The organism is Limnohabitans sp. 15K, assembly GCF_002778285.1.
Lineage (GTDB): Bacteria > Pseudomonadota > Gammaproteobacteria > Burkholderiales > Burkholderiaceae_C > Limnohabitans_A.
The window spans coordinates 713065-725398 of sequence record NZ_NESM01000001.1 but is presented as its reverse complement, the minus strand read 5'-3'; the positions used below and the strand labels follow the sequence as shown (position 1 = coordinate 725398).

Annotated in this window: 10 protein-coding genes; 7 read left to right on the top strand and 3 right to left on the bottom strand. The window is 60.5% G+C overall.

Annotated features, from left to right (window positions below; translation table 11 throughout):
- The first annotated feature begins 42 nt into the window (after nucleotides 1-42).
- The 3 genes from B9Z40_RS03390 to B9Z40_RS03380 are packed head-to-tail and all read left to right on the top strand — an operon-like array spanning nucleotide 43 to nucleotide 3159.
- Nucleotides 43-1023 (top strand): tripartite tricarboxylate transporter substrate binding protein, encoded by a 981-nt coding sequence (locus B9Z40_RS03390; protein WP_100171888.1) that lies wholly within the window; start codon nucleotides 43-45, stop codon nucleotides 1021-1023.
- Between the two features lie 12 nt (nucleotides 1024-1035).
- Nucleotides 1036-2154, top strand: a complete 1119-nt coding sequence (locus B9Z40_RS03385; RefSeq protein WP_100171887.1) for a mandelate racemase/muconate lactonizing enzyme family protein — start codon at nucleotides 1036-1038, stop codon at nucleotides 2152-2154.
- A 33-nt stretch (nucleotides 2155-2187) separates the two neighbouring features.
- Nucleotides 2188-3159: a tripartite tricarboxylate transporter substrate binding protein gene (locus B9Z40_RS03380; RefSeq protein WP_100171886.1), complete on the top strand. Its 972-nt coding sequence runs from the start codon at nucleotides 2188-2190 to the stop codon at nucleotides 3157-3159.
- Nucleotides 3160-3255: 96 nt separating this feature from the next.
- Here the strand turns inward: B9Z40_RS03380 and B9Z40_RS03375 are convergent, their stop codons facing one another.
- The 3 genes from B9Z40_RS03375 to ppc are packed head-to-tail and all read right to left on the bottom strand — an operon-like array spanning nucleotide 3256 to nucleotide 8111.
- Nucleotides 3256-3741, bottom strand: coding sequence for a bacteriohemerythrin (locus B9Z40_RS03375; RefSeq protein WP_100171885.1), 486 nt, complete (start codon nucleotides 3739-3741; stop codon nucleotides 3256-3258).
- 20 nt (nucleotides 3742-3761) lie between these two features.
- Complete coding sequence (gene argH / locus B9Z40_RS03370; RefSeq protein ID WP_100171884.1) at nucleotides 3762-5210, bottom strand: argininosuccinate lyase; 1449 nt, start codon at nucleotides 5208-5210, stop codon at nucleotides 3762-3764.
- A gap of 48 nt (nucleotides 5211-5258) precedes the next feature.
- The gene (gene ppc / locus B9Z40_RS03365) at nucleotides 5259-8111 is read right to left on the bottom strand and encodes a phosphoenolpyruvate carboxylase (protein WP_233204768.1); all 2853 of its coding nucleotides are present in this window, start codon (nucleotides 8109-8111) and stop codon (nucleotides 5259-5261) included.
- A 127-nt stretch (nucleotides 8112-8238) separates the two neighbouring features.
- On the opposite strand from ppc, the gene hemC reads away from it, so the two are divergent.
- From hemC to B9Z40_RS03345, 4 genes are read left to right on the top strand one after another with little or no spacing between them, the layout of a single operon-like run.
- Nucleotides 8239-9156 carry a hydroxymethylbilane synthase gene (gene hemC, locus B9Z40_RS03360; RefSeq protein ID WP_100171883.1) on the top strand — a complete coding sequence of 306 codons (918 nt, stop codon included), beginning with the start codon at nucleotides 8239-8241 and terminating at the stop codon, nucleotides 9154-9156.
- Complete coding sequence (locus B9Z40_RS03355; RefSeq protein ID WP_100171882.1) at nucleotides 9153-9971, top strand: uroporphyrinogen-III synthase; 819 nt, start codon at nucleotides 9153-9155, stop codon at nucleotides 9969-9971. Before hemC ends, B9Z40_RS03355 begins: the two co-directional genes overlap by 4 nt.
- A complete protein-coding gene (locus B9Z40_RS03350; protein WP_100171881.1) occupies nucleotides 9968-11005 on the top strand; it encodes a uroporphyrinogen-III C-methyltransferase in 1038 nt (345 codons plus the stop codon). Before B9Z40_RS03355 ends, B9Z40_RS03350 begins: the two co-directional genes overlap by 4 nt.
- 6 nt (nucleotides 11006-11011) lie before the next feature.
- On the top strand, nucleotides 11012-12310 hold the full coding sequence (locus B9Z40_RS03345) for a heme biosynthesis protein HemY (RefSeq protein WP_100171880.1): 1299 nt from the start codon (nucleotides 11012-11014) through the stop codon (nucleotides 12308-12310).
- The last annotated feature ends 24 nt before the right edge of the window (nucleotides 12311-12334 follow it).

The following is a 12334-nucleotide window of genomic DNA, read 5'->3' as shown; positions in this document are numbered from 1 at the left end:
CACCCATTGACTTTTTTGACACGACAACACCAGGAGACAAAGATGATGAAAAAACGCCAACTGCTCACCGCGATCGGCCTTGCTGGTCTGGGCTTGCTCAGCCAAGGCCAAGCCTTGGCCCAAGCGGATTACCCCAACAAACCGATCAAACTGATCGTTGCCTTTCCACCCGGCGGCACCAGCGATGTCATGGGCCGCTTGATGTCTGAAGAACTGACCAAAGTCCTGAAACAGCCGGTGGTCGTCGAGAACATCGGTGGCGCCGGGGGCATTGTCGGCACCGATCGCGCCGTCAAGATGCCTGCAGATGGTTACACCATCATCCAGACCGGCGTGGGCCAGAACGCTGTGGCGCATGGCCTGGACCCCAACATCAAGTACAACTCGGTAACCGATTTCATTCACCTCACGCAAGTGCACTCGGGCCCTAACGTGCTGCTGGTTCATCCTTCATTACCGTTCAAGACGGTGAAAGAGTTGGTGGACCATGCCAAGAAGAACCCCGGGAAACTCGATTACGGCTACACCCATGCTGCCTCTGGACACATGGCGATGGAATTGTTCAAGCAGACCGCTGACATTTTCCTGACGGGCATTCCCTACCGTGGCGGCGGTCCCATGCTCAACGACTTGCTGGCCGGTACCGTTCCCATGGTCTTTTTGAACCAGGATGTGGCGCTGCCGCATGTTAAAGCCGGAAAGCTGCGGGCACTGGCCGTGACCAGCAAAGAGCGCAATGCGCTTTACCCTGATGTACCGACCGTGGCCGAATCTGGCTACAAGGGTTTTGAAGCGCTGTCCTGGTCGGGCTTGTCAGTGGCTAAGGGCACACCCCAGCCCATCGTGGACAAGCTTGAGGCGGCCATGGCGCAAGCGATGCAGTCAGCCAATTTCAAGCAACGACTGACTTCGACAGGCTTTGTGATCCCGTCCCAGGGTAGCAAGCCCTACACCGAGTTCGTCAAATCCGAGTTGGACCAGTGGACCCGTGTGATCAAGACCGCCGGCATCAAGCCCCAGTAAGAAAGTCCAACCATGTCCGATGCCATCTCTTGGGTCCGTGTCTCTGCCTGCACCTTGCCTTTGGCCACGCCGATCAGCGACGCCAAGGTGTTGACCGGTCGGCAAAAGCCGATGACTGAAATCGCCATCCTGTTCGTCGAGATCAAAACCAAGGATGGCGCTGAGGGTGTGGGTTTCAGTTACTCCAAACGCGCCGGAGGCCCCGGCCAGTTTGCCCATGCCAAAGAAATCGCCCCAGTCTTGTTGGGGGAAGACCCGAACGACATCGCCAAGCTCTGGGACAAGCTCTGCTGGGCGGGTGCTTCGGTAGGCCGAAGCGGCCTTTCAGTGCAGGCCATCGGGGCTTTTGATGTGGCGCTGTGGGACCTGAAAGCCAAACGCGCAGGCTTGTCTTTGGCCAAGCTGCTTGGGACTCACCGCGACAGCGTGCGCTGTTACAACACCTCAGGCGGTTTTTTGCATACACCACTCGATCAGCTCTTGGTCAACGCTTCGGCCTCGGTGGCCAAGGGCATTGGCGGTATCAAGCTCAAAGTGGGTCAGCCTGACTATGACAAAGACATCGAGCGCGTGAGCGCAGTGCGACAGCATCTGGGTGATCGTTTTCCGATCATGGTGGACGCCAACCAACAATGGGACCGCCCCACCGCGCAGCGCATGTGCCGCCGCTTGGAGCCAATGAACCTGATCTGGATCGAAGAGCCTCTGGACGCCTATGACCATGAAGGCCATGCCGCGCTGGCTGTGCAGTTTGATACCCCGATTGCCACGGGTGAAATGCTGACCAGCGTGCAGGAGCACTGGGACTTGATTCGCCACCGCGCAGCCGATTTCCTGATGCCCGATGGCCCTCGTGTGGGCGGCATCACCCCTTTCCTCAAGATTGCGCAGCTGGCCGAACACGCTGGCGTCATGCTGGCCCCGCACTTTGCGATGGAGCTGCACATCCATTTGGCTGCAGCCTACAAAACCGAGCCTTGGGTGGAGCACTTTGAATGGCTGGAGCCCTTGTTCAATGAACGCATCCAGATCAAAGACGGCCGCATGCTGGTGCCAACCTTGCCAGGTTTGGGTGTGTCGCTCAGTGAGCAGGCGCGTCGCTGGACACAAGGCAGTGTTGAGTTTTCGTGATGACTGTGTATTTTTTACAAACCGGAGATTGAGATGAAAAAGCCATTTTTGTTTGCTGCATTGGCAGCGGTTCTGATGACGCCCACGGCACCGGCTTGGGCCCAGGCGGCTTACCCCACCAAACCCATCAAAATCGTCGTGCCTTTCCCAGCGGGTGGCACGTCTGACGTGTTGGCCCGCATAGTGGGTCAGAAGATGACCGAAAGCTGGGGCCAGCCCGTGGTGATCGAAAACCGTCCCGGCTCCAGTGGCAACTTGGGTGCCGATCTGGTCGCCAAATCTCCCGCTGATGGCCACACCCTGGTGCTGATGGACGTGGGCAATCTGGTGATCAGCCCCGCTTTGTTCAAATTGCCCTTCAATGTGGCCACTGACTTTGCCCCAGTGGCGATGGTGGCTTACTCACCCCACTTGTTGGCTGTGAGCACCAAGGTGCCCGCCAACACCCCGGCCGAGCTGGTGGCCTACGCCAAAGCCCAAAAAGGAAAGCTCAATTACGCTGTGGCCGCTGGCATGGGCAGCGCCTCGCATCTGGCGGGCGTCATGTACGCGCAGCGAAACGGCATCGAGTGGGGCTATGTGCCTTACAAAGGCGGCGCACAAGCCATCACCGACTTGATCGGTGGCCAGGTGGATGTCATGTTCAACGGCATGGTGGCCACTTATCCCCATGTGAAGGCGGGCAAGATCAAATTGATCGCCATCTCCGGCGCCAAGCGCAACGCCCAAACACCCGACACGCCCACGGTGGCCGAAAGCCTGCCTGGCTTTTTGACGGGCAGTTTTCAGGGCCTGCTGGCCCCTGCGGGCACACCCAAAGCCGTCATCGACAAAATCCACGCCGAGGTGCAGCGCATTGCCGCCATGCCCGATGTGCGTGAGCGCTTGACCACTCTGGGCGCGGAGCCATCGGCCATGACGCCTAACGAGTTTGGCAACTGGCTCAAAGCCGAGATCCCGGCCATGGCAAAAATAGTGAAAGACGAGAAGATCACCGTTGAGTGATCAATGCCATCGGGGTGCATGGCCCTTTTTCGTTGGCCAGGCCCCAAAACAGGTGCTGAAGCCTGATTGGGGTGATCACATCATTTGGAATGCGCTTTAACTGCAGCTGACACTGCCGCAGCCGGACATGGTCACGTTTTTGATGGCCGATGGGTCGGCCAGGGTTTCGGTCACGCTGTCAAAACCCACGGATTTCAGGTGCGCCGCCAGGCCAGCGTCCATGCTGTTGGCATGGCCCGGGAACCACTCGGCCAGCGCTTCGGCCAAGCGGGTGATGATCTGTTTGTCGGTGTCCAGGTAGTGGGCTTCGACCACCCGCATGGTTTCCAAAATGGTGGCGTGGTGTTCGGCATGGCAGTTGTCGGCCGAAAAGCCGGTCGCCAGCATCCAGCGCTCTTCTTGCGCGAAGTGCTCGACGGTGTGGTCCAGGAACTTCTTGTACACCGGCAGTTGCTCGTCTTCAGGCGTGGCCAAAATCTGATTGATCATGTCCGTGAACTCACGGTGTGTCTCGTCCATGCGGGCGTCGCCCGTGTTGAGCGAGTCGGTCCAAGACATCAAAGTGGGTGCGGCTGTGGTCATGGTGGTGTTTCCCCAGGGAATTAATTGAAACGGACGCGGTGTCGTGCGATCTGCAGTCGCACCTGCGCAGGTGCAGTGCCGCCCAGGGTGTTGCGGGCGTTCAGCGAGCCTTGCAGGCTGAGCGGGCCAAACACATCGACCTCGATGCGGCTGTCAAATTTTTGCAGCGTTTCCAGGGGCAGCTCTGACAAGTCCACGCCCAAGCCTTGGGCCGTCTTGACGGCGTGAGCCACCACCTCGTGGGCGTCGCGGAAGGGCAGGCCTTTTTTGACCAGGTAGTCGGCCAAATCGGTGGCGGTGGCGTAGCCCTTCTTGACGGCCGCTTCCATGGCGGCGGCGTTGACGGTGATGCCGCCTTCTTTTTGGCCTGTGGCGGGGTTGACTTGACCGCCGACCATTTCACTGAAGATGCGCAGCGTGTCTTTGAGCGTGTCCACCGTGTCGAACAGCGGCTCTTTGTCTTCTTGGTTGTCTTTGTTGTAGGCCAGGGGCTGGCCCTTCATCAGGGTGATCAGGCCCATCAGGTGGCCGACCACGCGGCCGGTCTTGCCGCGTGCCAGCTCGGGCACGTCGGGGTTTTTCTTCTGCGGCATGATCGACGAGCCGGTGGTGAAACGGTCGGCAATGCGCACAAAGCCGAAGTTCTGGCTCATCCACAAAATCAACTCTTCAGAGAATCGGCTGATGTGCACCATGCAAAGAGATGCGGCGGCGGTGAATTCGATCGCAAAGTCGCGGTCGCTCACACCGTCCAGGCTGTTTTGGCAGACCTGTGGGTTGCCCGCCTCATCGACCATGCCCAGGGAGCGGGCCACGCGTTCGCGGTCCAGCGGGTAGGTGGTGCCAGCCAAGGCGGCGCTGCCCAGCGGCAAGCGGTTGGTGCGGCGGCGCACGTCGCTCATGCGCTCGGCATCACGACTGAACATTTCCACATAGGCCAGCAGGTGGTGCGCAAAGCTCACGGGCTGGGCCACTTGCAGGTGGGTGAAGCCCGGCAGGATGACCTCGACGTTTTGCTCGGCCACATCGACCAGCGACTTTTGCAGGTCCACCAGCAGGTCGATGATCAGGTCCATCTCGCTGCGCAGCCACAGGCGCACGTCGGTGGCCACTTGGTCGTTGCGGCTGCGCCCGGTGTGCAGGCGCTTGCCGGCGTCACCCACGAGCTGGGTCAGGCGCGCTTCGATGTTCAGGTGCACGTCTTCCAGGTCGAGCTTCCACTCAAACGCGCCTGATTCGATCTCTTGGGTGATTTGGGCCATGCCGCGCTGGATGTCGGCCAAGTCGCTGGCGGCAATGATGTTTTGCGCAGCCAGCATCTCGGCGTGGGCCAGCGAGCCGTGGATGTCGGCTTGCCACAGGCGCTTGTCAAAGAACACGCTGGCGGTGTAGCGCTTGACCAACTCGCTCATGGGTTCAGAAAAGAGCGCGGACCAGGCTTGGGATTTTTTGTCGAGTTGGTTTGTCATAGGTGGGGGATTTTATCGGGCGGCCAGTGGTTGCCCGAAAACCGGTCATCAGCCTGTATTGCGCAGCCCCGCCGCAATCCCGTTGATTGAAATGTGGATACCGCGTTGCACGCGTTCGTCGGCTTTGCCCTCGCGATAGCGCCGGATCAACTCGACTTGCAGGTGGTGCAGCGGGTCGATGTAAGGGAAGCGGTGGCGGATGGACCGGTCCAGCGCCGGGTTGCTGGCCAATCTGTTCTTTTCGCCAGTGATCTGGGCCAATGCTTCGGCTGTGCGGTGCCATTCGGCTTCGATGGCCGTAAAAATCTTTTTGCGCAGGCGGGCATCATCCACCAGTTCGGCGTAGCGCGAGGCCAGGGCCAGGTCGCTTTTGGCCAGCACCATGTCCATGTTGGAGAGCAAGGTGCGGAAAAAAGGCCACTGGCGGTACATCTTTTGCAGCAAGGCCAGTGCCGCTTTGCGCTCGGCCGGACCGGGCTTGTCCAAAAAGGCGGCCACGGCCGAGCCAAAGCCCAGCCAGCCTGGCAGGGTCAGGCGGCACTGGCCCCAGCTGAAACCCCAGGGGATGGCCCGCAGGTCTTCGATTTTTTCAAGCGCTTTGCGCGATGCAGGGCGAGAACCAATGTTCAACTGGGTCAGCTCCTTGAGCGGGGTGGCCCCAAAAAAGTAGTCGGTGAAGCCTGGCGTCTCGTACACCAGGGCGCGGTAGGCGCCCATACTGGCTTCGGACAGCTCGGCCGCGGCGTCCAGAAAAGCCCGGGTGGCGGGCTTGGTGGGTTGCAGCAGCGTGGCCTCCAAGGTGGCGGCGATCAAAGTTTCAAGGTTGCGGCGACCAATTTCGGGGTTGGCGTATTTGGAGCCGATGACTTCGCCTTGTTCGGTCAGGCGGATTTGCCCGCGCACGGTGCCTGGGGGTTGCGCCAAGATGGCCTGGTAGCTGGGGCCACCGCCCCGACCCACGGTGCCGCCTCGGCCGTGGAACATGCGCAGTGTGATGCCGTGGCTGCTTTGGAGTTTGTCAAACAAGGCCACCAAGGCGATTTCGGCGCGGTACAACTCCCAGTTGCTGGTGAAGATGCCGCCATCCTTGTTGCTGTCCGAATAGCCCAGCATGATGTCTTGCTCGCCACCCGAACGCTGGATCAGCGCGGCCACGCCAGGCAGGGCGTAAAAGTCGCGCATGATGGGCGCGGCGTTGCGCAGGTCTTCGATGGTCTCGAACAGCGGCACCACGATCAGGTCGTTGATCGCCTCGCTGTCGAGCGTGCCACGCAGCAGACCTGTTTCTTTTTGCAGCAGCAAAACCTCCAACAAGTCGCTCACGGTTTCGGTGTGGCTGATGATGTAGTGGCGAATGGCCTGCCTGCCAAAGGTGCTGAGCATGCGCTTGGCAGTTTCAAAAATCGCCAACTCTGACACGCTGTGTTCGCTGTAGTCCGCGCCGGGCACGCGCAGCGGGCGGGCGTCGTTCAAGAGGCCCAGCAGCAGGGCTTGTTTGGCGTGCTCGTCCAGCTGGCTGTAATGCTTTTCCACGCGGGCCGTGGACAGCAGCTCGGCCACCACGTCTTCGTGCTTGTCCGAGCTTTGGCGCAGGTCCACCGTGGCCAAGTGAAAGCCAAACACCTCCACCGCACGGATCAGCGGGTGCAGGCGCTGGGCGGCCAGCGCTTCGGCGTGATGGCTACATAGAGAGGCTTCGATCACGCGCAAGTCGGCCAAAAATGCTTCGGCGCTGGCATAGGGGTTTTGCGGGGCCACTGCGTGGCGGGCGGCGTCACCACCGGTCAGTCCTTTCAAGGTGGCGGCCAGGCGTGCATAAATACCCGTCAGCGCCCGGCGGTAGGGTTCGTCCTGGCGGTGTGCGTTGGTGTCGGGTGAGCGCTCGGCCAGTGCCAGCATTTCGGGGCCAAAAGGCACCAGCATGGCCGACAGCGACAGCTCGCAGCCCAAAAAATGCACCTCGGTCAGGTAGTGGCGCAGGGCCACATCGCTTTGGCGGGTCAGGGCGTGTTCCAGTGTGGGGGCGGTCACATTGGGGTTGCCGTCGCGGTCGCCGCCTATCCACTGGCCCATACGCAGGAAGCTGGCAATGGGCTGACCCGGCAGGGCTTCTTCGAGCTCGGCATAGAGCTTGGGAATTTCGCGCAAGAAGGTGGCTTCGTAGTAACTCAGCGCGTTTTCGATCTCGTCGGCCACGGTGAGTTTGGTCAAGCGCAGCAGGCGGGTTTGCCACAACTGCATCACTCGCGCACGCATTTGCAATTCGTTGGCGGCCAGCTCCTTGGGTGTCAGGGCGTCTTTGGTCGCGTTGACCATGGCGGCGCGGGCCTTGATGGCGTCGCGTTCTGTCAGCAGGTGGGCGATGTCGCGCTCGGCATCCAGAATGCTTTGGCGCTGCACCTCGGTGGGGTGGGCCGTGAGCACCGGGGAGACATAGCTGGTGGCCAGCATGTCCGAGATGCTTTTGGGCGTGATGCCTGCCCAGCGCAGGCGCTGCAGCGCCACATCGATGCTGCCTTCTTGCGTGTGGCCTGCGCGTTCGTGGATGGTGCGGCGGCGGATGTGGTGGCGGTCTTCGGCCAGGTTGGCCAAGTGTGAAAAGTAGGTGAACGCGCGGATCACGCTCACGGCGCGGTCGCCCGGCAGACTTTTGAGCAGCTTTTTCAGGGCCTTGTCGGCTTCGTGGTCGGCATCACGCCTGAAAGCCACCGAGAGCTTGCGGATTTGCTCGACCAACTCATAAGCCTCGGGGCCTTCTTGAACCCGGATCACATCGCCCAAAATGCGGCCCAGCAAGCGGATGTCTTCCACCAAGGGGCGTTCGCTGTCGCGTTTTTCGCGTGTTGTGCTGCGCGTAAGGGCCGGATTGGGCAATGCGGTGTCTGGGGCGGCCTGTTTCATCGTGTGCTCGGGATGGTGGTCGTGGCGGTGTCAATTTTCCTTGACATCATGCTAGCATCGCCGCAGGAGACAAATGACCGATTGATTTCATTTTGATGGGATCAAAATTTTTTTCAGGAAGCCCGCCGTGACCGAGTCCAAGCAGCCCTCTATCGTCATCGCCACCCGCGAGAGCCGTTTGGCTCTGTGGCAAGCCGAACATGTCAAATCCTTGCTCGAGGGGCTTGGCTGCACAGTCAAGCTGCTGGGCATGACGACCCAGGGCGACCAGATCCTGGACCGCAGCCTGTCCAAAGTGGGCGGCAAGGGCTTGTTCGTCAAAGAGCTGGAAGTGGCGCTGCAAGAGGGCCACGCCGACATCGCGGTGCATTCGCTCAAAGACGTGCCCATGGACATGCCCGAAGGCTTCGAGCTGGCCTGCGTGATGGAGCGCGAAGACCCCCGCGACGCTTGGGTGTCGTCGCAATACGCCCGCTTGGAAGACTTGCCGCAAGGCGCTGTGGTCGGCACATCCAGCCTGCGCCGCACCGTACTGCTGCGTGCGCTGCGCCCCGACTTGAAGATCGAGCCCCTGCGCGGCAACCTGGACACGCGATTGCGCAAACTCGACGAAGGCCAGTACGCGGGCATTGTGCTGGCGGCGGCGGGCCTCAAGCGCCTGGGCTTGTCTGAGCGCATTCGCCATATTTTTGAAACCGAGCAAATGCTGCCGGCCGCAGGGCAGGGTGCTTTGGGCATCGAGATCCGAAGCGACCGGGCTGATTTGTGCGCCTTGTTGTCTCAATTGGCCGATGCGCCCTCTTGGCGTCGCGTGGCTGCCGAGCGGGCCGTGAGCCGCGCCATGGGCGGCAGCTGCTCCATGCCTTTGGCCGCGCACGCGACCATCGAGGGCGGTGTGCTCAAACTGCAAGCGGCCTGGGGCGACCCGGAAGGCGCGACCACCTTGGTCACGGCCGATGCGCACGCCAGCACCGATGGCCTGCAAGCTGCCGAGGCGCTGGGCCTGAGCGTGGCGCAGGCTTTGCGTGAGGGTGGCGCGCATTGAGTTCTGGCGCTGTCCCTGGGCGAGTGATCGTCACCCGGCCTGAGCGCGAGGCCAAGGCCTGGGCCGATGCCTTGCAGGCACGGGGCGTGCACTGCGAAATTTTGCCCCTCATCGACATCACGGCTTTGCCTGAACCATCAGTCTTGGCGCAAGCTTGGCAAGCCGTTTCCCATCACTTGGCCGTGATGTTTGTCAGCGCCAATGCCGTGCGGTTTTTCATGGACGCAAGACCTGCGGGTTTGTCTTTGGGCAATTGCCGCGCCTGGTCAACAGGCCCCGGCACCCATGCGGCTTTGCTGGCAGCGGGTTGGCCTGCAGATTCGATCGATTCCCCCCCTAAAGATGCGGCGCAGTTTGACTCTGAAGCCCTTTGGAATTTGGTGGCAGGGCGAGTAAAAGATGGGGTGGCCTTGGCCTTGGCCCATTCAAAAGCCCAACCCTCTGTGTTGATTGTTCGTGGAGCCGATACACAAGGCCAATTGGCGGGGCGCGATTGGCTGGCCTTGCAGCTCGAAAATGCAGGTTTGCAGGTGCTTCAAACCGTGGCTTATGTGCGCCAAGCACCCGCTTTGACGCCGATGCAACGGTCTTTGGCAAGCGAAGCCGTGCAAGACGGCTCGTGGTGGTTGTTCAGCAGCTCCGAGGCCGCGCAGCATTTGTGGCAGGTTTGTCCGGATTTGCCCATTGGCCAAGCCCGGGCATTGGCCACGCATCCCCGAATTGCACAGCGCTTGTTGGCAGCGGGTTGGGGGCGGGTGGAAATCGTTCCTACAAGTCTTGAAAGCCAAGCGGAGTCTATAAAATCGCTGACATGACGACTTCTCCTGAAACCGCCGCAGCTCCTGACACCCCTGTGGGGTCTGTGCCCTTGCTTCGCAACGGCCTAAAGTGGTTGTCTTTCGGTATCGCGGGCTTGGCCTTGTTCTTGTCTGTCCTTTTGTGGCAAAAGTTGTCGCGTATCCAAGAACAATTGGCGCAACAAAGCGCCGACGCTGGCCAGCAATCGCTGGAAGCCAAAGCTTGGGCCAAACAGGCTCAGGAAACGGTCAAGGACAGTGCTGCCCGCTTGGCCTTGGTCGAAACCCGCTTGGGTGAGGTCGCGTTGCAGCGCAGTCAGTTAGAAGAATTGATTCAAAGCCTGTCGCGTTCGCGGGATGAAAACTTGGTGGTGGACATCGAGTCGGCATTGCGCATGGCTCAGCAACAGACCCAATTGACGGGCAGTTACGAGCCCTTGTTGGCAGCGCTCAAATCTGCCCAAACGCGTTTGCAACGAGCCGCTCAGCCTCGGCTGGCACCCGTACTCAGGGCTTTGGAAAAAGACTTGGACCGGCTGAGTACGGCCCAAGTCTTCGATTTACCCGGCTTGTTGATCAAGTTGGACGAGGGTGTGGCACTGGTGGATGGCCTGCTGTTGGCCAATCAGGCCTTGCCTTCATCGTTCATGAACCGTGCGTTGACCGACGCCCAGCAAGCCCCTGAACCCTCCTGGTGGATGGCTGGTTTGACCCAATTTGCCAATCAGATCAAGGGCTTGGTGAGAGTCAGCCGTATCGAATCACCCGAGGCAGCGTTGTTGTCGCCTGAGCAGGGCTTTTTCTTGCGTGAAAACCTCAAGCTCAAATTGCTCAATGCCCGTTTGGGTTTGTTGGCCCGTCAAAAAGACGCTGCGCGTGCTGACCTGGCTTCTGCGTCGATCATCGTAAGACGCTACGCCGACGGGTCTTCGCGCAAGACAGTTCAGATGCTGCAATTGCTCGAGCAATCTTCCGACCAGTTGAAGGCCAGCGACAGTCCCCGCCTGGAAGGCTCTTTGGCTGCCCTGGCGACTGCCGCGGCTGGAAGGTAAACCGGCATGCGTGCAGCGCTTTGGCTCATCAGCTTGTTTGCTTTGGCAGCGGCTGCCGCTTGGTTGGCGGGCAATAACCAAGGCACTGTGACTTTGTTTATGTCGCCTTACCGGATCGATTTATCGCTCAATCTGGTCTTGCTGGTTTTGGGCTTGGTGGTTTTGGTAATCGTGCTGGCGCAGCAAGCCTTGTCGGCCTTGTTGTCTTTGCCCCAGCAAGCGCAACGCTGGCGCTTGCAGCAAAAAGAACGGGCTGCTCACGCGGCGATACTCGACGCCATCAGCCAGTTCATGGCGGGCCGCTTTTTGCGGGCCCGCAAGTCTGCACAAACGACACTTGAAAAAGAAGCTTTGCTCAGCGAGGCAGGTTTAGAGCTGGACCATGCGGTGCCATTGCGAACGCTGGCCCACATCATGGCCGCCGAATCGGCACACGCTTTGCAAGACCGGGATGTGCGCCAAACCCAATGGCAAGCCGCTTTGGAGGCTGCCAAACAAGCCCCTGCATTCGAATCGCGGACTTTGAACGAGGGCATTCAGCTGCGTGCTGCGCGTTGGTTGCTGGACGACCGCGATGCACCCGCCAGTCTGGCCTTGCTGCAGGCCTTGCCCTCAGCAACAGCCCGCCGTACGGTGGCCATGCGCCTGCAACTCAAGGCGGCCCGTTTGGCTGGCCAACCCTCGCAGGCCTTGGACACCGCCGTTTTGCTGGCCAAGCACCGGGCCTTTACGCCTGATGCTGCTGACAGTTTGGTGCGCAGTTTGATACTGTCCTGGTTGTCCAACACCCACGATGCCGATGCCGTTCAGCGCCTCTGGCTCAAGTTGAGCCCCGCACAGTGCGCCATGCCCGATTTGGCAGCAGAAGCCGCTTTGCGTTTCCTGTCCTTGGGTGGCGCGGGTGCTGTCGCCAGGCAGTGGCTTCAGCCTTTGTGGGGGCCCTTGCAATCCCCAAAGTCCAACCCTTGGACGCCTGATCAATTGGCCCGTATGGTGCAAGCCTTGGAGGCCAGTTGGGCCGATGCCCAGGCGAGTGACGCCAGGTCTTGGCTGGCCCGGGTTGAGGCTGCGCAGTTGGCACAGCCTCAAGACCCTCGCTGGCAATACTTGGCAGGCATGTTGTGCATGCGTCACCAGTTGTGGGGCAAAGCCCAAGGTCTTTTGTCTCAATCTGTCAAAGGCCTACAAGCCCCAGCCTTGAAGCGCAAAGCCTGGTGCGCTTTGGCCGAATTGGCTGAGCAGCGGCAAGACTTGCCCGCTGCCACTGCCGCTTGGAAGCAAGCCGCCAACGTGGCCCATTCCTGAGCCAAGCGCAGGCGAAAAAAAACC